The 21,563-nt window shown below is 60.8% G+C and carries 19 protein-coding genes, 2 tRNA genes and 1 pseudogene; 6 read left to right on the forward strand and 16 right to left on the reverse strand.

Features of this window, described 5'->3' with window-relative positions:
• Positions 1-125 precede the first annotated feature (125 nt).
• The 7 genes from BLW71_RS27300 to BLW71_RS27330 form a co-directional block, all read right to left on the reverse strand.
• Positions 126-1,079: a Gfo/Idh/MocA family oxidoreductase gene (locus tag BLW71_RS27300; RefSeq protein WP_091804170.1), complete on the reverse strand. Its 954-nt coding sequence runs from the start codon at positions 1,077-1,079 to the stop codon at positions 126-128.
• Complete coding sequence (locus BLW71_RS27305) at positions 1,076-1,918, reverse strand: class III extradiol dioxygenase subunit beta (RefSeq protein ID WP_091804173.1); 843 nt, start codon at positions 1,916-1,918, stop codon at positions 1,076-1,078. The genes BLW71_RS27300 and BLW71_RS27305 overlap by 4 nt, the downstream gene beginning before the upstream one ends.
• A complete protein-coding gene (ligA, locus tag BLW71_RS27310; protein WP_286162128.1) occupies positions 1,911-2,321 on the reverse strand; it encodes a protocatechuate 4,5-dioxygenase subunit alpha in 411 nt (136 codons plus the stop codon). Before ligA ends, BLW71_RS27305 begins: the two co-directional genes overlap by 8 nt.
• A complete protein-coding gene (locus tag BLW71_RS27315; protein ID WP_091804177.1) occupies positions 2,318-3,232 on the reverse strand; it encodes an amidohydrolase family protein in 915 nt (304 codons plus the stop codon). The genes ligA and BLW71_RS27315 overlap by 4 nt, the downstream gene beginning before the upstream one ends.
• A gap of 121 nt (positions 3,233-3,353) precedes the next feature.
• Positions 3,354-4,064, reverse strand: coding sequence for a 4-carboxy-4-hydroxy-2-oxoadipate aldolase/oxaloacetate decarboxylase (gene ligK / locus BLW71_RS27320; protein ID WP_502686836.1), 711 nt, complete (start codon positions 4,062-4,064; stop codon positions 3,354-3,356).
• Complete coding sequence (locus BLW71_RS27325) at positions 4,061-5,089, reverse strand: amidohydrolase family protein (RefSeq protein WP_091804181.1); 1,029 nt, start codon at positions 5,087-5,089, stop codon at positions 4,061-4,063. The genes ligK and BLW71_RS27325 overlap by 4 nt, the downstream gene beginning before the upstream one ends.
• A gap of 95 nt (positions 5,090-5,184) precedes the next feature.
• Positions 5,185-5,718: a PrpF domain-containing protein gene (locus BLW71_RS27330; protein WP_091804184.1), complete on the reverse strand. Its 534-nt coding sequence runs from the start codon at positions 5,716-5,718 to the stop codon at positions 5,185-5,187.
• Positions 5,719-5,834: 116 nt separating this feature from the next.
• Here BLW71_RS27330 and BLW71_RS27335 point away from each other — a divergent pair, with 116 nt between their 5' ends.
• Complete coding sequence (locus BLW71_RS27335) at positions 5,835-6,776, forward strand: LysR family transcriptional regulator (protein WP_091804187.1); 942 nt, start codon at positions 5,835-5,837, stop codon at positions 6,774-6,776.
• A gap of 150 nt (positions 6,777-6,926) precedes the next feature.
• Here the strand turns inward: BLW71_RS27335 and BLW71_RS27340 are convergent.
• The 8 genes and pseudogenes from BLW71_RS27340 to fdnG all read right to left on the reverse strand — a co-directional run bounded on the left by BLW71_RS27340 (position 6,927) and on the right by fdnG (position 17,034).
• Positions 6,927-7,661 (reverse strand): annotated as a pseudogene (locus tag BLW71_RS27340) (IS6 family transposase).
• A gap of 92 nt (positions 7,662-7,753) precedes the next feature.
• A tRNA-Sec gene (locus BLW71_RS41780) sits at positions 7,754-7,846 on the reverse strand.
• A gap of 47 nt (positions 7,847-7,893) precedes the next feature.
• Positions 7,894-9,807, reverse strand: a complete 1,914-nt coding sequence (gene selB / locus BLW71_RS27350) for a selenocysteine-specific translation elongation factor (protein WP_091804190.1) — start codon at positions 9,805-9,807, stop codon at positions 7,894-7,896.
• On the reverse strand, positions 9,804-11,234 hold the full coding sequence (selA, locus tag BLW71_RS27355) for an L-seryl-tRNA(Sec) selenium transferase (protein WP_091804193.1): 1,431 nt from the start codon (positions 11,232-11,234) through the stop codon (positions 9,804-9,806). Before selA ends, selB begins: the two co-directional genes overlap by 4 nt.
• A gap of 40 nt (positions 11,235-11,274) precedes the next feature.
• Positions 11,275-12,270: a formate dehydrogenase accessory protein FdhE gene (gene fdhE, locus BLW71_RS27360; protein ID WP_091804196.1), complete on the reverse strand. Its 996-nt coding sequence runs from the start codon at positions 12,268-12,270 to the stop codon at positions 11,275-11,277.
• Between the two features lie 110 nt (positions 12,271-12,380).
• Entirely contained in the window at positions 12,381-13,037 is a 657-nt protein-coding gene (locus BLW71_RS27365) for a formate dehydrogenase subunit gamma (RefSeq protein WP_091804199.1), read from the reverse strand.
• Positions 13,024-13,956, reverse strand: coding sequence for a formate dehydrogenase subunit beta (gene fdxH / locus BLW71_RS27370; RefSeq protein WP_007176169.1), 933 nt, complete (start codon positions 13,954-13,956; stop codon positions 13,024-13,026). Before fdxH ends, BLW71_RS27365 begins: the two co-directional genes overlap by 14 nt.
• A gap of 9 nt (positions 13,957-13,965) precedes the next feature.
• On the reverse strand, positions 13,966-17,034 hold the full coding sequence (gene fdnG, locus BLW71_RS27375) for a formate dehydrogenase-N subunit alpha (protein ID WP_091804204.1): 3,069 nt from the start codon (positions 17,032-17,034) through the stop codon (positions 13,966-13,968).
• 287 nt (positions 17,035-17,321) lie between these two features.
• Between fdnG and BLW71_RS27380 the strand changes: the two genes are divergently transcribed.
• The 5 genes from BLW71_RS27380 (at position 17,322) to BLW71_RS42390 (ending at position 21,174) form a co-directional block, all read left to right on the forward strand.
• Positions 17,322-17,585: a beta-xylosidase gene (locus tag BLW71_RS27380; RefSeq protein ID WP_286162129.1), complete on the forward strand. Its 264-nt coding sequence runs from the start codon at positions 17,322-17,324 to the stop codon at positions 17,583-17,585.
• Positions 17,586-17,691: 106 nt separating this feature from the next.
• Complete coding sequence (selD, locus tag BLW71_RS27385; RefSeq protein ID WP_091808958.1) at positions 17,692-18,756, forward strand: selenide, water dikinase SelD; 1,065 nt, start codon at positions 17,692-17,694, stop codon at positions 18,754-18,756.
• A gap of 132 nt (positions 18,757-18,888) precedes the next feature.
• Entirely contained in the window at positions 18,889-19,956 is a 1,068-nt protein-coding gene (gene mnmH / locus BLW71_RS27390) for a tRNA 2-selenouridine(34) synthase MnmH (RefSeq protein WP_091804208.1), read from the forward strand.
• 24 nt (positions 19,957-19,980) lie between these two features.
• The gene (locus BLW71_RS27395) at positions 19,981-21,036 is read left to right on the forward strand and encodes a permease (protein WP_091804211.1); all 1,056 of its coding nucleotides are present in this window, start codon (positions 19,981-19,983) and stop codon (positions 21,034-21,036) included.
• Between the two features lie 3 nt (positions 21,037-21,039).
• Positions 21,040-21,174 carry a hypothetical protein gene (locus BLW71_RS42390; protein ID WP_286162130.1) on the forward strand — a complete coding sequence of 45 codons (135 nt, stop codon included), beginning with the start codon at positions 21,040-21,042 and terminating at the stop codon, positions 21,172-21,174.
• Positions 21,175-21,439: 265 nt separating this feature from the next.
• Here the strand turns inward: BLW71_RS42390 and BLW71_RS27400 are convergent.
• Positions 21,440-21,516 (reverse strand) — tRNA-Val (locus BLW71_RS27400).
• Positions 21,517-21,563: the final 47 nt, after the last annotated feature.

Here is a 21,563-nt window from a genome sequence, read left to right on the forward strand (position 1 = left end):
ATTAGCTATGCTTTAGAGTATTCGAATGACATCGGCCGGCAACTCCTTTAATTTGCATAACTCCTATGCCAGCGCCGTCAAATGAGCTAACTTGCCGCATCAAGTGCGATCAACGCGCCGAGAATTCAGTCCAGTTGTCGGGCGAGCTGATCCAATACCTGATAACAGGGAAGCACACTTGCCACGCTGGCGTTCGGCTCGCGGCCCTCGCGAATCGCGACGAAGAATTCCCGATCTTGCCGCGCTACCCCGCTCAATGCCGGCTCGGGCAGATCGAGGGCAAGGCTTTCACCCGTGCCGTTGGTCAACTCGTCATAGCGGGCGATGTAGGTCAAGCCGTCGCCAATATATCGAAATGTCGATCCCAACGGCCCGTCGTTGTTGAAGCTCAGCGATAAAGTGCACAATGCGCCACCGCGATTCTTGAGCTGGATTGACATATCTAGTGCAATGCCCAGCGTTGGATGGATTGGCCCCTGCAGCACATTGGCGGCAATCACCTCTTCACCGGTCTGATACTGAAACAGGTCCACTGTATGAGCCGCGTGGTGCCACAACAGATGATCAGTCCAACTTCTCGGCTGGCCCAGGGCATTCGTGTTGAAGCGGCGCAAAAAATGCGTCTGCACATCGAGCTGACGCAACGAGAATTCCCCAGTCAGTATGCGTTCGCGCAGCCACTGGTGCCCAGCATTGAAACGTCGCGTATGCCCGCACATTGCAATCAGGCCTGTGCGTCGCTGCCACAGGGCAACCGCTTCAGCGTCAACGAGGGAGTCTGCCAGAGGGATCTCGACTTGCACATGCTTCCCAGCCTTCAGGCAAGCGATTGCCTGCTGTGCGTGCAACGGCGTCGGCGTACATAGAATTACTGCCTCTATCTCAGGCCGAGTCAGTATGTCGTCCAGCTCGACGCTGACCTGCGCGATGCCGTAGCGGCGGGCAATGTCACCGGTCTTTTGCAGGTCCCTACCCACGAGCGACACCACATCCGCCCCGCCCAAGCTTGAGATCGCGTCCAGATGTTGAATGCCGAACGCGCCGGCACCGGCCACAGCGACCTTGATCGGCCTTGTCACGCGTCCTCCAGCACCAGCAGACCATAGGCCGTATTCGACGCAGGTACGTGATAGAAACGATGAACCTGACGAACTGTTTCATTCATCGCGCCGCGCATGATGAGCCACATGATGATCTCAAGACCCTCAGACCCCGCCTCGCGCAACAGTTCGGTATGGCCGATCTTCGTCAGCGATAGCGGATCGCTGACCATGTTGTCGAGCCATTGGTTGTCGTAGGGGGCGTTGATCAGTCCGGCACGCTCCCCTTGCAGTTGATGCGACATGCCACCGGTCCCAAGTACCGCGACCTTGATGTCGGGACCATACGAATCGATCGCGCGTCTGAGCGCCTGTCCGAGCTTGAAGCAGCGCAAGGCGGATGGTTGAGGGTACTGGATTACGTTGACACACAAGGGGATCACACGGCAGGGCCATTGATCTGGCTGACCAAATAGCAGCGACAGCGGCACAGTGAGACCGTGATCTACCGACATCTCACCGACCATCGTCAAATCGAATTCGGCGTTCAATATCAGCGATTCGGTCAGGTGCCACGCCAACGCAGGGTCGCCCAGGCACGCTGGTACAGGTCGAGGCCCGTACCCTTCGTCGTGCGGCGCAAACTGGTCCGCCAGGCCTATTGCAAACGTGGGTGTCATATCGAGCCCGAATCGCGACGCGTGATCGTTATAGATAACGATGACCACGTCGGGCTTGACCTCGTCGATCCAGTCGCGTGCCGCCTTCACCCCATCAAATAAAGGCTTCCAGTAAGGTTCCTGAGTTTTTCCGTGATCGATGGCTGCGCCGATCGACGGCACATGTGAGGTGCCGACACCTCCAACGAATTTAGCCATGGGACCACTCCTCCACGTTGCGGTTGCCCTTGATCGGACGGCCACCGGAGATCATCATTGCGCGGAACTCGTCCACGGACATCCTTTCGGCCGACATGGCGGCGCCCACATGCTGCATTGTCAAACCGTCGAAAATCGCGAGCTTGAAGGTGTAGTAGATGTTGCCGCCCAGGCGCAGCATCGCGATCCAGTCGCGATCGAGTACCGCGCGGCGTTGCTCGACGCTCAGTTCGAATTTGTCGAGATACATGGTGGAATCGGCCCGAAAGGCTATGCGATTGCTCTCCAGGTCTAGCGATTTGCAGAACATGTTCAACGCGTATCCTTTGCGGCAATGCTCCCCATCGAATACATAGGTGCCGGGAATCTGGCGATAGTCGCGCCCGGTTGGTGTGTTCATCATTCCCCCCAGTACAGTCGCAAAGGGTTGTCCACAAGCAGCTTGCGCTGGAGTTCCGGCGTAGTAGCGATTCGGGGGATGAACTCCACGAGCAAACCATCGTCGGGCATATGGCTCTTCAGATTAGGATGCGGCCAGTCGGTGCCCCAGAGCACCCTATCAGGGAACGTTTCAGCCAGCCGCCGGGCGAATGGCACCACGTCGTCATAGGCGGCCTGTTCACCATCCAGCGCTGGCTTCCCGGACACAGACAGCCGCTCCGGACAGGTTACCTTCGACCATACATTGGGATGCTCATGCATGAACCTCACGAACAACTCGAACTCTTTACCGTCTACGGGTTTGGAAACGTCGGGGCGCCCCATATGATCAACGACCAGGTCCGTTGGCAAACCACTGAAGAAGTCCCACAGCTCGGGTAAATCTACAGCCTCGAAATAGACAACAATGTGCCAGCCCAGTTTGGCGATGCGATGCGCGATCTCCATCAGTTCATCCTTGGGCGTGAAGTCGACCAGTCGCTTGACAAAATTGAATCGCACTCCGCGTATGCCGGCGGCATGCAACTCGTGCAGTTCCTGGTCGCTCACATCGCGTTTGACAGTTGCAACGCCGCGCGCCCTACCGCCAGAATTCACGCAGGCATCGACCAATGCACGGTTGTCCGCACCGTGACACGTGGCCTGCACGATCACATTGCGCTCAAAACCCAGGTGATCGCGAAGCGCGAACAGTTGCTCCTTGCCGGCATCACAGGGGGTGTACTTGCGCTCTGGCGCATAGGGGAACTGTCCGCCCGGACCGAAAACATGACAGTGGGCATCCACCGCACCGGACGGCAATTGGAACTGCGGTTTGGAGGGGGCCTGGTGCCAGTCCAGCCAACCAGGTGTCTTGGGGAAACGCTCGCTCATCTTCTTTCTCGCGCCATTTCGGGGTTATTTTTCAGATTCACTTCTGCATGATCCTTAGCGCTGGTGGACCGCCATCGACCCATGCAAAAAAATGCTGCGCATGGTTAGCGCCCAATCGACGTCAGTCGATGTACCTGAGACCCGCTCGTTCCAGCGGCTCACGCATTGAGTACATATCAAGCCCGAGCACCCCGGCGGCCAGCTTCTGACGTTTATCCGCTTCACTGGCCTCGCGCGTCGCGGCCGCGTCGGCAACCTTCTGTGCGAGTTCCATCGGGACGACAACAATACCGTCGTCGTCGGCAATCACCACATCGCCCGGATTAACCAGAGCGCCAGCACACACAACAGGGACGTTCACCGAGCCGATAGTCGCCTTGACCGTACCCTTTGCGCTGACCGCTTTCGAGAACACAGGAAACTTCATGGCGGTGAGGTCTTTGACATCGCGGCATCCGCCTTCGATCACGAGGCCCACCGCGCCGCGCGCGCGGAAGCTGGTGGCTAGCAAGTCGCCAAAGAAACCGTCTGTGGTGTCGGCCGTTACCGCAGCGACGACAATGTCACCCGGCCGGATCTGCTCGGCTACGACATGCATCATCCAGTTGTCGCCCGGATGAAGAAGCACAGTCACAGCGGTGCCGCAGGCGTATGCACCGGCATAAACCGGACGCATGTAGGTCTTCATCAAACCCATGCGTCCCATCGCTTCGTGAATGGTTGCCACGCCGAAGCCTGAAAGCTTGTTCACGACAGCCTCGTCAGCGCGAACAATGTTGCGTCTGACAACGCCAAGCTGGCATACAAGGTTGGTATCGGTCATGGTGCTCATAGTCCCTTCCGTTTCAGTGTCGCGTCGAGACGCGGGTAAACTCGCCGCGCATTACCTTCGTAGACCTTGCGTCTGTCTTCGGGCGACAAATTGACCGAGGCCTCGATATAGCGCCTGGTGTCGTCATAGTAAAAGTCGGACTCGGGATCGATGCCTCGTACGGCACCGATCATCTCGCTGGCAAACAGGATGTTGTCGACCGGTATCACCTTGGTCAGCAGATCGATGCCAGGCTGGTGATATACGCACGTATCGAAGAAGATGTTGTTAAGCAGATGCTCCTTAAGCATCGGCTTCTTCAGTTCCTGCGCGAGGCCACGGAAGCGGCCCCAGTGATACGGCACAGCCCCACCGCCGTGTGGGATAACGAACTTCAGATCGGGAAAATCCTTGAACAGGTCCGAGGTCAGGCATTGCATGAACGCTGTGGTATCGGCGTTCAGATAATGTGCGCCCGTTGTGTGGAAACAGGCGTTGCAACTGGTCGAAACGTGGACCATCGCCGGGATCCCGTACTCAACCATCTTCTCGTAGATGGGATACCAGTGGCGGTCCGACAGAGGTGGCGAAGTCCAATGACCACCCGAAGGGTCCGGGTTCAGGTTAATGCCAACGAAGCCGTACTCTTTCACGCACCTCTCCAACTCCGGAATGCAGCTCTTCGGGTCGATACCCGGAGACTGAGGCAGCATTGCGGCACCGATAAAGTTGTCGGGAAACAGTTGTGCCACGCGATAGCAGAGCTCATTGCAGATCGCGGCCCAGGTCGAACTGGTCTCGAAGCTACCGATGTGATGCGCCATAAAACTGGCGCGCGGAGAGAAGATTGTCAGGTCGCTGCCACGCTCCTGCATCTTCTTCAACTGATTGCCGACGATGGATTCGCGAAGCTCGTCGTCGCTGATGTTCAAATCAGCGACTCTCGGTTGCTGGGCCGGGTCGTTCAAAGCGGCAATCTGCCGGTTACGCCAATCTTCAAGCGCTCTCGGCGCTGTCGTGTAATGGCCGTGGCAATCAATGATCATGCTGCATCTCCTTCCATAAAGACCGACTCACTCACCATGACCTCGCAGCGCGTAATCAGACGCGCAGTTCGAAATAACGCCGCACGCTTGACTGTCTAGGGATTGCCCAGATCGGTCTCAAGCTCGACGCTAGATTCGCCCGACGGACGTTCGAGCGAGATCCGCTTGATGGCACCCGGTGGACCTGATGCCAGTCCCTGCGCAACACTGTCTTCGAGCACGCATGCAGCGGCGACGGTAACCGAGGCCACTACACCAGTCGCTTCATGACACACCCGCGGGATAACGCAGTGCATCGCCATACCGGTTTCCAGTGCGAACGGAACGACAGTTGCAAGCATGTTTCCGCAATCAGGCGTCGCGTCGACCGTGTCTGCATCCGGCTGCAGTTGCGCGAACAGAACCTGCAGATCTATGCCTGGCCTGCTGCTGTGACTCACGATTCCAACCTTACTGGTAAGCGGGTTCGCTGCGCCTGGCCCGTCGATCTGACGTTGGTCAGGCGATCCCATCACATCGAGCAATATGCGGTCACGCGTGACCACATCGGTCGGAAGATCGGCCGCATTAAAGAATGGACCGCGTGAAGTGCCGCCGCGCATGAACAGACAGGATATGGCGTGTTGCATGGACTCTATCGACCTGGCACCGTTGGCTTGCTTGCATTATTTTGCATTATCTGCCATTCTGCAATGACATATCCAGTATATTAGATATGCACAAAATGCAATTCAGGAGATTTGTCATGGAGCTTCGACAACTTGAATCCTTCGTCCATGTCGCAGAGCTCGGAAGCTTTACTCGGGCTTCCAACTTCCTTTCGGTCGCCCAACCTGTGCTCAGCCGCCAGGTGCGCGCATTGGAGGTGGAGTTCCGTCAGGCACTTCTGGAGCGCAACGGTCGGGGCGTGACATTGACCGAGGCTGGCAAGCGTTTTCTTGAGCATGGCCGTAGTGTTCTGGCACAGATCGAACGCGCCACGCTCGACATGGAGGAAGGCCGAGGCGCCTCGACGGGAAGGCTCGTGGTGGCGCTACCGCCGAGCGTGAGCCTCACGCTTACGGCTCCGCTAGTCAGAGCCTTCCGCGTGCGCTTCCCCAAAGCGACACTTTGCGTGCTTGAGGGGCTGTCCACTTACGTACTGGAGTGGCTGACAATCGGTCGCGCCGATTGCGCCGTCGTCTACACCGTCCCCACTTCTTCGGGCGTGGAGTTGGCTCCGGTGCTCAACGAGCAGCTTTATCTTGTGTCTAGCCGCGGAACCGCTCCTTCTTCAAGCGGCGCGTCGGTCGATGATGAAATCAGTCTGGCAGAAGTCGCTGAGCGAAATCTCGTTATGCCGAGCCGGCCTCATTCCATTCGTATGCTGCTAGAAGCGACGATGGCTCAGGCGTCGCTGAAGCCACGCATCGCGCTCGAAATCGAAAGCATTCCGGCAATTCTGACGCTCGTACGCGATGAGGGGGTGCACGCAATACTGTCGTTGAAAGCGGTGCGCTCAAGCGGACACGAGAACGATTTTCACGTGCGACCCATCCGGCAACCCACTTTAGAAACCACGCTATGGATCGCAACGTCCGCGCAGCGTCCGCGAGGGCCGTTACTTAATCAGACCGTACCCCTACTGCAAGATCTGTTGCGCGACCATTGGATGACGGGCGTCGGAAACGGAATTATCACCGGTTAAATCGCACCAGGAAGCCACGCATCCAATTTAGTTGGGGCTGCACGCCCGAGCAATGAACCGCAATCACGCACACGAGGTCGCGGATATCCGGACGTAGGGCACTGTCAACTTGCGGGACTTCGTCGACGAAAATGCATAATGCACTGTTGCTCAGAAAGCATTCAACGGAGTTTGGGTGACATTGGTAAATTCGCGCCATGAGGCGAACCGCGCCGCGAGGTGTTTGCGATAGAGAGCAGCGCGCAACAGATGTCGTTTCAGTGCGAAGTGCTGTCGGATCGGACCGAAGCTCGACAGGAAGACCTGCGTGCGCTTCGGATCGCGAAAGCCGCGCATGCGCCGCTCGCGCTCCCGCGTGGGTTGGTGGCTGTTCTCAGCACGGTTGTTGACACGGGCCGCAGCCTTGACGAAGACGTGCTTCACGTTGGCCAGCTCCGGGATATCGGCTTTCGCGGCCGGATAGCTGCGCAGCTGATCGGTGACGATCTTGCGTGGCACCGGGTTGGAGCGCAGCACACGCTTGAAGAAACGTTTGGCGGCGGTCTTGTCGCGTCGCTATTGCAGCAAGATGTCGGGTTCGACGCCGTGCTCGTCGACTGCACGCCACAGCAGGTACGGTTCGCCACGCAGGGAGATGAACATCTCGTCGAGATGCCACGTACTACCCGGCTTGCGACGCGCCGCTGTCGCCCGATGGGCAAAGCCTGTGCCGAACTTGTCGCACCAGCGGCGAATCGTCTCGTAGCCGACCGTTACGCCGCGCTCGAACAGTAACTCCTCGATGTCGCGCAGGCTGAGCTGGAACCGAAAGTACCAACGCACCGCATGGCTGATGACCGACGCCGGGAACCGGTGGCCGTGGTAAAGCGATTTCGTTTTCGTCATCCCGTCATGTTATGCGAACACCCCGCCAACTTGATAGCGCCCTTGGAGGATGTCTGCGGAAGATATTGGATTGCCCGGGAAACCTTGCCGGGCGGAAGGCAGCCGGAGTCGAACCGACCTGAGAGCGTCTGACGCCCTCAACTGGGTTTGAAGCCCAGCCGCACCACCGGATACGAATGCCTTCCTACGGTGATTGAACTACACGTCGCCGATCAAAATCGACGAAAGCCGATCAAAGCAGATCGAGCCAGCGACTATCCGCGCGCATCAGATGCAGCCCACGGTGGAAGCGAGTATACCCAACCCGATCAAAGAATTCCAAAAGCTGAATAGCCCGTTTGCGCCCCAGTCCCGTCACATCGCGAAACGGTGCGGCTGCAACCGTACCGGCATTCTTTTGCGCCTCGGTGGCCGCAATCGAAGCCAGTTCCCTTATCACCTCCTGGTGATAAAACAGATCACGCACGACCTGAAACAGCTCGCCTTGTCGCGCGAGCTTGCGCATCAATTGACGCACGCGCTCTTCACCTACACCGTTCGCATTCGCCAGATCACGCACCCACGGCGGATCGAACCGTCCCGCTTTCACCGCGGGCAGCAGCGCCGCCGCGAGCGCGCGATCGGCGTCGTCGAGCGTCACTGTGTGGCCTGGCAAATGCAGCCAGGGCCCGCGTTTGACAATCTCACCACGCATGGCGGCATCGTCGACGAGCGCGCGCCACAACGCATCGTCCACCAACGGCGCCGCGATCCGCCGCAAGCGCGAGACATCCGGGCCCAATTCGTCCGGCGAGCGTTCATGGTACTCGGCGAGCGTGGTCGTCAATCGTGTGTTGAGCGTTTGCCAAGGCGTATCAGCGACCAGCAATGCGTCCTCGCCAGGCATATCGACCACGTGCGTATCGGGCGGCAACGAAAGCGCAGCAGCCGGCATACCCGTCAAGCGTTCCAGCAGCGAGCGCGACAAACCATGCGGCGCTCTTGCGAAGATGGCGTCCAGCTTGCCGGTATCGAGCATGATCTGAAGCGCGTCGAGCCACGCGAGCCGTTCAACTGAACGACGCTTGCGCGACGGCGCGAACGGATCGAGCACATGGCCGCCGCCAATCGTGCGATCGGCCTGCGCGTTGCGCACTACGAAGCGATCGCCGGGCAGCGCACAGACCGGACGCTCGAACACCAGTTGAACGCGGGCACGCTGACCGGCGCCGAGTGTCTCCCCATCGAGCAACGCAACATGCGCAACCTGATGCTGCGTGCCCAGATGCACATGCAGCGGCGCCCAATGCTCCAGCGTGACCGATGCATCGGCGAGCAGCGTCAGCATGACGTCGACCCGCTCCGACGCCTGCGAGAGGCGCGGGTCGACGATCCAGTCACCACGATCAATCGCACTCTTCTCGATGCCCGCGAGGTTCAACGCGCAGCGCTCGCCGGCTCGCCCCTTCTGCGCCGCACGATTCTGCGCGTGAATGCTGCGCACGCGCACCGGTTGATTCTTCGGCGCGAGCAGCATCGTATCGCCGACCGCCACGCTCCCCGATACCACCGTGCCGGTCACGATCGTGCCTTGGCCCGCGAGTGTGAAGACACGATCGACCGCGAGACGGAACAACCCGTCATCGCGCTTCATGCGCCATGCCGTGGCCGCCGCGAACAAATGCGCCTTCAGCGCAGCCACCCCGGGATCATCGGAATGCGTCGCGCAGGTGTCGAACACGGGCGCGTCCTCGAGCACACTGCCGCTCAGAAACGCGCTCACTTCGTCGTGCACTTCCCGCAAACGCTGCGCGTCGACCCGGTCCACTTTGGTCAGCGCGACGGCGCCGCGCTGAATGCCGAGCAACTCGATAATGGCCAGATGCTCGCGGGTTTGCGGCATCACGCCGTCGTCGGCGGCAATCACGAGCAGCGCGAAATCGATACCGCTCGCACCAGCGGTCATGGTATGCACGAGCTTTTCGTGGCCGGGCACATCGATCAGGCCGAGCACGTCGCCGTTGTCGAGCGGCACGTACGCATAACCCAATTCGATCGAAATACCGCGCGCTTTTTCTTCCTTGAGACGATCCGTATCGACGCCCGACAGCGCTTTCACCAGGCTCGTTTTACCGTGGTCGATATGTCCCGCCGTACCGACGATCATGCGTGCGCGCCTTTCAGTTGCTCGATCAGTTGCGCTTCATCGGCGGCTTCGAGACAGCGTAGATCGAGACGCAGCGCGTCGTCGGCGATACGGCCGATGACAGGCCGCGCCATCTCGCGCAGCAGCTTTTCGAGCGCGAGCAATTGACGGCCACCTCGCTTGCCGTCCGCCATTCTGACGACGAGCCCGAAGCTCGGCAGCACATCGACAGGCAAAGCGCCACTGCCGATCTGACTGAACATGGGCTCTGCCGCCACCGCATAGCGTTCGCCGAGCGCCTGCTGCAAGGCGGGCTGTACGCGCTGCGCAGCGAGCCGGATCTCGTCGGCGGGACGGGTGAGCAAGCGCAGCGTGGTGAGCCGCTGCGTGAGCTTCTCCGGCGTGCGATAAAGCTGCAGCACAGGCTCCAGCGCGGCGAGCGTCAGTTTGCCGACACGCAACGCGCGTTTGAGCGGATGCTTCTTGATCTTCGCGATCAGATCGCGCCGCCCGACGATCAACCCGGCTTGCGGTCCACCCAGCAACTTGTCGCCACTGAAGGTGACGAGGTCGGCGCCGGCTTTGATGGTTTCACGCACGGTCGTTTCGCGCGGCAAACCCCATTGGCCCAGATCGACGAGCGTGCCGCTGCCGAGGTCCACGGCAACCGCAAGACCGCGTGCATGGGCGAGTGGCGCGATTTCATCCAGACCGACTTCTTTGGTGAAGCCGTTGATCGCGTAGTTGCTCGCGTGGACTTTCATCAGCAGCGCGGTTTGCGGGCCGATGGCTTCGTCATAGTCCTTCAGATGCGTGCGGTTCGTGGTGCCGACTTCGCGAAGCCTCGCGCCCGCGCGGCTCATGATGTCCGGAATGCGAAACGCGCCGCCGATTTCCACCAGCTCGCCACGCGACACGATGACTTCTTTCTTCGACGCCAGCGCGGAAAGCGTGAGCAGCACCGCAGCCGCATTGTTGTTGACCACGGTAGCCGCTTCGGCTCCCGTCAATTCGCAGATGAGTTCGTCGATCAGATCGTCGCGATCGCCACGCTTGCCGGTGTCGAGGTCGAATTCGAGGTTGGCGGGTTGCGTCAGTGCCTTCACGACGGCCTGCACGGCCTCGTCCGGCAGCAATGCACGGCCGAGGTTGGTATGCAGCACGGTGCCGGTCAGATTGAAAACGCTACGCAAGCGCGACTGGTTGCGTTGGCGCAGCGCGGCTTCGACCGCGCCCTTCAGTTGCGCGGTGTCGAGCGCGCTCACGGATGCAGCGCCCGACTGCGCGCTCGCGCGCCAGTTGTCGAGCGCCTCACGCACCGCGCCCAACACCTGCGTGCGGCCGTACTCGCCGATCAGCGCCGCGAACTCGGCCGACGCCATCACCTTTTCCACCGACGGCACGCGCGCCATCAGCGCCCGCAATTCAGAGCCGCTTACATCGCTCACGAGGCAATCCCTTTTCTAGTCTAGTCGTGTCCAGTTGCTGCTAGTCGGACTCGCCAGAAGACTCCGCCGCACTGTCGGCCTGTTCGGGCCACAGCCACGGATGCGGCGACGCCCGCCGGTAACCTTCCGCGCCCATCAGCAGATCCAGCGTGAGACTGGCGAGATCGTCCGCGAACGGTTCGAAATCGTAGTCCTTCGACTGAATGCCGATCTTGCGGTAAGTATGGCATTCGTCGCACGATTCGGCCTTCAGCGCGGCATTCTTCGATTCGGTTTCGCGCGTGGCTTCGTCGGCATCGGGCGAGCCGACCGTGTGATAGGCAATGCCCTTGGTCGAGTCGCAGTTCGAGCACTTCGCGCGAACCATGTGCCATTCAGTCGAGCACAGCCCGCATTGCAGGTAGCGGTAGTTATCATACGCTCCGCCCACGCGCACGATGCTGGCCACCGGATGCGATCCGCACACGGGGCACAAACCGAGGGTTTCGATGTATGGCACCTCGCGCTTGTCGATATCGGCGGCAAGGTCGGTCCACACGACTTGCAACGCGGCGACGATGAACGGCGCGCTCGCCGGATCGACCTCTTCGAAGCGCTGCGCGAAGATCGCGTCGGCCTGGAATTCGAGCGCGGCGGTGTCAAGCGTGCGCAGGCGGGCGATCAGCGCTTCGAGCGGCGGCGTGAGCGGCCCCGCTACCGCCACCTTGTCGAGCAGTTGGCGCAGCACGTCGCGCCATGCCGGATCACGCACGCCGGAAAGCGCCGGAATCAGCGGCATGGAGTGTTGCTGCGCGCTCGCGATCAATTCGGGGCTCGGCGGCTGTGCCTTGAAGTTCGCCATCACGGCTTGCTGCGCGTCGGCGAGCACCGCCATCAGGCGCAAATAACCGGCGATCGGATTGTGAAGCGCCGCGAGCTGGCGCAGGCGCGCAGCGCGCGCCGAAAACACCGCGAGCCGCTCCGGTGTGCGGATGCGCGGAATCGCCGAATGGTCGAGCGACTCGATATCGCCGGCTTCGAGAATACGTTGAACCACAGTATCGACCTCTGAAAACTGAAAAGCCGCCGCCCTTCATCGAACAAGGGCGGCGGCTCGGGTGCAGCACGCTTTGCATCGCGCTGCCTGGGTTGCCTGGGCGTGGCCCGCTATTTACCGATGATTTCCTTGAACCAGTTCGGATGATGCTTTCTCGCCCACCCGTAGGTCACGGTGCCGCGCGTCATGGCGCCGATCGATCCCTTGATCCACAACGCTGCATAAATATGCACGACGATGCCGACGATCAGCACGAACGCCGCCGCGGCATGCACCACAGCCGCGAGCCGGATAATCTCGATCGGAAAATAGAACGAGAAGTAGCGCCGCCAGATCACGATGCCGCTCGCCAGCAACAGCAGCAGGCAGATCACCATCGTGAAAAATAGCAGCTTTTGACCGGCGTTGTACTTGCCGATCGCGGGGAGCTTTTCCTCGCGATTGTTGAGCACGTCGTCGATCTGCCTCATCCACTGAATGTCGGCCTTGTCCAGATAGTTGTGGTGCCAGAAGCGCAACGCAAGAATCAGGAACGAGAGAAACATCACGCAGCCCACGAACGGATGCAGAATCCGCGTCCATTGCCCGCCGCCGAAGATCGCGTAGAGCCACGACATGGCCGGATGAAACATGGCGAGGCCGGAGAGCGCCAGCAGCACGAACGTGATGGCGGTGATCCAGTGATTCGTACGCTCATTGGGCGTGTAGCGCACGATCAGGCTGTTGCCCCTCACGTCCTTCAACTCGGTATGCTCAGGGTGCTTCATTGGATGCCTCCCGCGAACGGCGTGCTTCGTCGGCTTCGTGCTGGGCTTCGGCTTCTTCCGCCTCGCTCACCTCGTTCGGACCCACACGCGTGTAGTGGAAGAACCCGGCCACCGCCGCGAACGCGATACCCGCGAGCGCCAGCGGCTTGGCCAGTCCTTTCCACAGCCCGACCATCGCGCTGATCTTCGGATTCTGCGGCAAACCGTGATACAGGTTCGCTTTGTCGGCGTGATGCAGCACGTACATGACGTGCGTGCCGCCCACCCCGGCAGGATCGTACAAACCGGCATTCTGGAACCCGCGTTCCTTCAGATCTTCCACCCGGTCGGCGGCCTGCTGCTTCATGTCCTCCTTGGTGCCGAACATGATCGCGCCGGTCGGGCACGTCTTCACGCAAGCCGGCTCCTGGCCGACCGCCACGCGGTCCGAGCACAGCGTGCACTTGTACGCGCGGTTGTCCTTTTTCGAAATGCGCGGCACGTTGAACGGGCAACCGGTTACGCAATAGCCGCAGCCAATGCAGTTTTCCTCGTGGAAATCCACGATGCCGTTCGTGTACTGCACGATCGCGCCCGGCGACGGGCAGGCCTTCAGACAGCCCGGATCCTCGCAGTGCATGCAGCCGTCCTTGCGGATCAGCCACTCGAGATCGCCTTCGGTGTTCTCGTATTCCGAGAACCGCATGACGGTCCACGAATGCTCGCTCAGATCGCGCGGGTTGTCGTAGATGCCGGTCGTCGTACCGACTTCGTCGCGCAGATCGTTCCACTCCATGCAGGCGGTCTGACACGCCTTGCAGCCAATGCACTTCGACACGTCGATGAGCTTGGCGACCGTGCCCGTGACCGGCTCACGCACTTGCGGTTCAGGCAAGGTCGTGGCCGAGAGGCGTTTGATGTCCAGTGATTGCAGTGCCATCTCTTTTCCTTATGCCTTTTCGACCTTGACGAGGAACGACTTGAATTCCGGTGTTTGCGAATTCCCATCGCCCACGGAGGGCGTCAGCGTATTGACGAGATAGCCCGGCTTCGTGAGTCCCTTGAAGCCCCAATGCAACGGCAGGCCAACGGTCTGGACTTTCTTTCCTTCGATCATTAGCGGCTTGATCCGCTTGGTAACGAGCGCCACGGCAATGATGTGCCCGCGATTGGACGACACCTTCACGCGATCCCCGGCCACCACGCCCACCTCCTTCGCCAGATCCTCGCCGATCTCCACGAACTGTTGCGGCTGCACGATCGCGTTCAGGCGCGCGTGCTTGGTCCAGTAGTGGAAATGTTCGGTCAGACGATACGTGGTCGCGGTATGCGGGAAATTCTCGTGCGTGCCGAACGCTGCCTTGTCGTCGGGGAACACGCGTGCCGCCGGACTGCTGACCACCAGCTTGTTGTCCGGATGCAGCGGGTTGTAGCCGAGCGGCGTCTCGAACGGTTCGTAGTGCTCGGGGAATGGCCCTTCCACCAGACCGTCACGCGAGAAGAAGCGCGCCACGCCCTCCGGGTTCATGATGAACGGATTCATGCCGTTTTCGGGCGGTTCGTCCACCTTGAAGTCGGGAATATCCGCTCCCGACCACGTCTTGCCGTTCCACGCGATCAGCTTGCGCTTCGGATCGAACGGCTTGCCGCTGACGTCGCAGGACGCGCGGTTGTACAGAATCCGCCGGTTCGCAGGCCAGGCCCATGCCCAGTTGAGCGTGTTGCCGATGCCGGTCGGATCGGAGTTGTCGCGCCGGCCCATCTGGTTGCCCGCCTGGGTCCACGAGCCGCAGAAGATCCAGCAACCGCTCGCGGTGCTGCCGTCGTCGCGCAACTGCGCGAAACTCGCCAGTTGTTCGCCCTTCTTCGCGAGCACCTTGGTTTTGTCGGTCGCGTCGGTGACGTCGGCGAGCGCCTTGCCGTTGAACTCCATCGCGATTTCTTCCGGCGTCGGGCTTTCCGGGTTGGCATACGGCCAGCTCATGTTGAGAATCGGATCGGGATACTTCCCGCCGTTCTTCTTATAAGCCTCGCGAATGCGCAGCCACAACCCCGACATGATCTCCAGGTCGCTCTTCGATTCGCCGGGGCCGTCCGCGCCCTGCCAATGCCACTGCAGCACGCGGCTGGAACTGACCAGCGAACCGCGTTCTTCCGCGAAACAGGTGGTCGGCAAACGGAACACCTCCGTTTGAATCTTCGACGGATCGACGTCATTGAACTCGCCGAAATTCTTCCAGAACTCGGACGTTTCAGTGGCGAGCGGATCCATGATGACGAGCCACTTCAGCTTGGCCAGACCCGCGCCGATCTTCGCCTTGTTCGGCGCGGCGGCGAGCGGGTTGAAGCCCTGCGCGATGTAGCCGGTCATCTTGCCTTGATTCATCAGCTCGAAGACCTGCAGCATGTCGTATGACTTATCGAGCTTCGGCAGATAGTCGAACCCGAAGTTGTTCTCCGCGGTCGCGTTGTCGCCCCACCACGACTTCATGAAACTGACATGGAATGCGCGATAGTTGCGCCAGTAGCTCAACTGATTCGGCCGCAACGGCTGGCTCGCGCGCTTCGTGATGAAGGCGTCGAAGTCCTGCTCGGCTTCCAGCGGCAGCGTCATGTAACCCGGCAAGAGGTTCGACATCAGGCCGAGGTCGGTCAAACCCTGAATGTTCGAGTGACCGCGCAGCGCATTCATGCCGCCGCCCGCAATGCCGATATTGCCCAGCAGCAATTGCACCATCGCGCCGGTGCGGATGATCTGCGCGCCGATCGAGTGATGCGTCCAGCCGAGCGCGTACAGGATCGTACCGGCGCGTCCCGGCACTGCCGTCGATGCCAGCATCTCGCACACCTTGAGGAATTTTTCCTTCGGCGTGCCGCAAATTTTCTCGACCTGCTCGGGCGTATAGCGCGAGTAGTGCTGCTTCATCAGTTGATAGACACAGCGCGGGTGCTGCAACGTCGGATCGACTTTGGCAAAGCCGTCGTCGCCGCGTTCGTAATCCCACGAACTCTTGTCGTACTTGCGCTTCTCGGCGTCGTAGCCGGAATACAGGCCGTCGGTAAACGAAAAGTCCTCACGAACGATGAACGGCATGTCCGTGTAGTTCTTTACATACTCGTGCTGGATCTTATCGTTGGTGAGCAAATAGTTGATCACCCCGCCCAGGAACACGATGTCCGAGCCGGTCCGAATCTGTGCGTAATAGTCCGCAACCGATGCCGTGCGCGTAAAGCGCGGATCGACCACGACCAATCTTGCCTTGCGGTGCGCCTTGGCTTCGGTGACCCACTTGAAACCGCATGGGTGTGCCTCGGCCGCATTGCCGCCCATCACGAGAATCACATCCGCGTTCTTGATGTCGACCCAATGGTTCGTCATCGCTCCACGGCCAAACGTCGGGGCAAGACCTGCCACCGTCGGGCCGTGTCAGACACGTGCTTGATTATCGAATGCGAGCATGCCAAGACTGCGGACAGTCTTGTGCGTCAAATAACCGACTTCATTGCTACCGGCAGATGCCGCGAGCATGCCGGTGGTCAGCCAGCGGTTGACCTTCTTGCCGTCTGCGGTTGTCTCGACGAAGTTGGCATCGCGATCCTCCTTCATCAATTTCGCAATGCGGTCGAGCGCGTCTTCCCACGAAATGCGCTTCCATTCATTCGAGCCGGCCGCGCGGTACTCCGGATACTTCAGACGGCTCGGGCTATGAATGAAGTCGATCAGGCTCGCGCCCTTCGGGCATAGCGTGCCGCGATTGACCGGGTGGTCGGGATCGCCTTCGATGTGAATGATGCTGGACTTCGCGTTCTTGGCGTTGTCGCCCAGTCCATACATCAGGATGCCGCAGCCTACCGAACAGTACGGGCAGGTATTGCGGGTTTCGGTTGTGCGCGACAACTTGTACTGACGGACTTCCGCTAACGCGGGCGTCGGTGAGAAGCCCATGAGGGCGAGACTCGATCCGGCTAGCGTGGTGGCGGAGACCTTCAGAAATTGTCGCCGGGACATATGGGGCATTGAATGGCCTCGGCTCTTTTTGGGATACTGATCATGATTATAGAGGCCGATATAAAGTCCTGCAGCGAGAACTTCTACCAACTGCGAGGCGAGCAAATATGAAGCGGAACAGCCGGTATCTCGACGCGGGGCATTGTTTTTGCTGAGTGGGTAAGTGACAAACCCACCCTCACTTGGATCCTTACCCACCTATGACCCACCATCCGCTCCATTCATCTCACGCAGGCAATTTTTGCAGCGCAGTAAAACAGCGGCTGCCTGCAGGTGTCGCGTCATTTGTGTTCGGCATGGCGATGCTCGCGTCCAGTCAATGCAGCCTTGCTCAGATCACTCAAGGCAGCGGCTCGTCGCAGCAGGAAAAGCGCACGTCTTCAATGGGATCGGCGCCCGATTCGTCCGCGTCCATGGTGCATGAATCGAATAAGCCGCAAACGAAGGATGGCGGTTCGGCGAATTCACGCGGCAAGACCGCTGGGCAAGGACACAAGACGCAAGGCGCGGGCGGATTCGAAAACGGGCTCTACGGCACAGGGGCGGGCAGCAATAAATAGCGCGTCGACTCGCCGCGTCATGGCGGCGCGCTTTGCGCCGCTTCTCTGCGCGGAGAACGAACACCATTCATAATGCGGTGATTCGTAGCCTGAAATGCCCGCCACAATGACCGATACCCCAGCCCAAGCAAGCACGTCTCCCCGCCTGACCAGTCTGTCGCACGGCGGAGGCTGTGGCTGCAAGATCGCGCCTGGCCTGCTGGCCGATCTGCTCAAGCGCAGTGCACCATTGCCGTTCTTTCCCGACCTGCTGGTCGGCAACGACACAGCCGACGACGCCGCCGTCTACAAACTCAACGACGAGCAGGCGATCGTCGCCACCACCGACTTCTTCATGCCGATCGTCGACGACCCGTTCGACTTCGGCCGCATCGCCGCGACCAATGCGCTGTCCGACGTCTACGCCATGGGCGGCAAGCCGCTCATGGCGCTGGCCATCGTCGGCATGCCGATCAACGTGCTGCCGCACGACGTGATCGCAGCCGTGCTGAAGGGCGGCGAATCCGTATGCGCCGAGGCCGGCATTCCGCTCGCCGGCGGTCATTCGATCGATTCGGTCGAGCCGATCTACGGCCTCGTCGCCATCGGCGTGGTCGACCCGAAGCGCGTGAAGCGCAACGCGGGCGCACAAGCGGGCGATGTGCTGATTCTCGGTAAGCCGTTGGGCGTGGGCATTCTCTCGGCGGCACTGAAGAAAGACCGGCTCGACGCAGCCGGCTACGCGGCCATGATCGCCGCGACGACCAAGCTCAATCGCCCGGGCGCCGAGCTGTCGAAGCTCGACGGCGTGCATGCGCTTACGGACATCACGGGCTTCGGCCTGCTCGGCCATACGCTGGAACTGGCGCGCGGCTCGAACCTGACCGCCCGCGTGCGCTATGAGGACCTACCGTGGCTGCCGGACGTGGTCGGCCTCGCGGAAGCCGGCATCTTCACCGGTGCTTCGGGACGCAATTGGGACGCATACGGTCGAGATATCGTTTTGCCCTCCTCATTGCCGGCGACGGCGCGCACCCTGCTCACCGATCCGCAAACCTCGGGCGGCTTGCTGGTCTCGTGCGCGCCACAAGCCGTCGACGAGGTTCTCGCCCTATTCCACGCCGACGGGTTCGGCGAGGCGTGCGTGATCGGCGACATGGTCAGTGGCGAAGGGCGCGTCGAGGTGATCTGAAGGAGCCGGCCGGCGCAAGCAACGGCCGGGGCGCGTATGTCCGGCAAGCTGTCCTGAGCGCTCCGCCAGCCGGTATTTCCGGCGCATGCGATAATTTCGACCTCCCCGCAGGCCTGTTTCGCCCCTAACTCCTTGAAAAACCTACTCGTCAGCCTCGAAAAAGCCGGTGATTTCGATGAAATCATCGATGTGCGCACGCCCCTCGAATTCGCGGAAGACCATATTCCGGGCGCACTCAATGCGCCGGTGCTGAGCAATGAGGAGCGCGTGCTGGTCGGCACGACCTACAAGCAGGTGTCACCTTTCGAAGGCACGCGGATCGGCGCTGCGCTGGTCGCGCGCAATATCGCGCAGCATCTGGAAACCACCTTCGCCGACCGGCCGCGCAACTGGCGACCGCTGATCTATTGCTGGCGCGGCGGCAAGCGCTCCGGCTCGGTGACCACGCTGTTCAATATGATCGGCTGGCAGGCGCGTCAGCTGGACGGCGGCTACAAGAGTTACCGGCGGGCCACGCTGGACACGCTCGACACTTTGCCGGCAACGTTTTCATACATTGCGCTGGTGGGCCCGACCGGCAGCGGCAAGACACGCCTGCTGGCGGCCTTGAACGCGGCGGGCGCGCAGACGCTGGATCTCGAAGCGCTGGCCTCGCACCGCGGCTCGCTGCTAGGCGCGTGGGCCGGCGTGCCGCAGCCGTCGCAGAAGCGTTTCGATACGCTGCTCGTCACCGCTCTGCGCACGTTCGATCCGTCACGGCCGGTCTTCGTGGAAGCGGAGAGCCGGCGCATCGGCTCCGTCGCATTGCCGCTCGCGCTGCTCGACACGTTTCATCGGGGCCGCTGCGTCGAGGTGATGTCGAGCCGCGAAGATCGCGCGGCGTTCCTGCTGCACGACTATGCGCATCTGTTCGACGATCCCGAGTTACTGAAGGGACAACTGCAAAGACTGATCGGCTTGCACAGCCGGGAACGCGTCGCGGGCTGGCAACGGCTCGTCGACGACAACCGGCGCGCCGAACTCGCGCATGAGTTGATCGAGCGGCACTACGATCCCGCCTATGCGCGCAGCAGCCATGAACATTTCGTTCAATTGCCGCACGCCCTGAAGTTCAATTTCCGGCCCAACGGCGCCGATGTCGTCGACCAGGCAAGCGCACTGCTTGCGCAGGTCGACAGCAGCGCGCTCACTGTCATCTGATTAAAACCAACGCTTAAGACCACCATGCAATCAACCCTTCGACAACCGCGCGTCGCGCTTGGCTGGATCGTGTTTCTGCTGATTGCCGTCGTCGGCCTCTTTTATGTGAAGTGGTTCCCGTACTACAACCGCGCCTTCGTTGCCGCGAGCCAGCACTCCATCGGCAAATCCATTCTGATGGGTACGTCGGCGAGCGCACCGGCGGCGTCATGGCAGGCGGCAATCGATTACGCCCTCGCCTACGGCAAAGCGATCTGGCAAGCCATGGTGCTGGGGCTGCTGCTCGGCTCGTCGGTGCAGGCGCTGATTCCGCCGCAATGGGTCGCGCGTGCGCTCGGCCGGACTGATTTCAGCAGCGTGGTGAAAGGCGGCCTGATGTCGCTGCCGGGCATGATGTGCACCTGTTGCGCGGCGCCGGTCGTAGCCGGCTTGCGCGCGCGCCAGGCGGCGCCGGGCGCGGCGATCGCGTTCTGGCTCGGCAATACCGCTTTGAATCCGGCTACGCTGATCTTCATGGGCTTCGTGCTCGGCTGGCAGTGGATGGGCCTGCGCCTCGCGCTGGGCATCGTGATGGTGTTCGGCCTCGGCTACCTGGTGAATCGCATGGTCACGCCAAAGGAAGCCGAAGCGTCACGCGAAGCCATGGCGCAACTGATCTCCGCCGATGTGCCCAGCACGGCTTTCGCACGCTGGGTAAAAATCCTCGGCACGATGACGTTGCGGCTCATTCCCGAATACATCGTGCTGGTGCTGATTCTCGGCGCAGCGCGCACGTGGCTGTTTCCGCATGTCGGACCGGAGATCGACAACAGCCTGCTGTGGATCATCGCGTTGTCTATCGCCGGCACGCTGTTCGTGATTCCGACCGCGGGCGAAGTGCCGATCATCCAGGCCATGCTCTCGTTCGGCATGGCCGCCGGTCCGGCGGGCGCGTTGCTGATGACGCTGCCGTTGGTCAGCGTACCTTCAATGGCCATGCTCTCCCGCTCTTTCCCGCGCCGCGTGCTGACGGTCGTAGCCTTGGCCGTGGCGGTGTGCGGCGTGGTCAGTGGGTTGCTGGCAGTCGCCTTGGGGTTTTAAAGCATGAAACGTATTGCCGCATTTGCAATGACGAGCTGGTCGGCCGCCGGCCTGCTCTACTTCGGACAGCATTCGGTCGCGCTGATCGTGGTGAGCGGGGTCGTCGCGCTGGCCGGCTTCGATCTGCTTCGCCCGTAACAGCGCGCTGCATCCGCTCTGAAAAGGCGCGAGACCTGATTGCTGACGCGAAGGTCTCGCAATAGCGCTGGGCGTCGTTTCGAGCGGATACCTGTCCAGCGCCTGAACGATCGCACGTGCGCCACGCTAATGACGAGGTGGAGATAATACGGAAAGGGAAGACCGACAGACAGGACAGCGGCACGATCAAGCAGTGCGCCGAGGTAATGCGAGAACCTGACAGTAGACGAAAGCGGAGCCGCTTTCGTCTACGTCAAGGATGCGTTGGTAGGCTCGATTGGATTCGAACCAACGACCCCCACCATGTCAAGGTGGTGCTCTAACCAACTGAGCTACGAGCCTTTAGAGGCGCGAATTATAGAGAACCTCTGCGCCCTGCACAAGCCCCT

The organism is Burkholderia sp. WP9, from assembly GCF_900104795.1.
Lineage (GTDB): Bacteria > Pseudomonadota > Gammaproteobacteria > Burkholderiales > Burkholderiaceae > Paraburkholderia.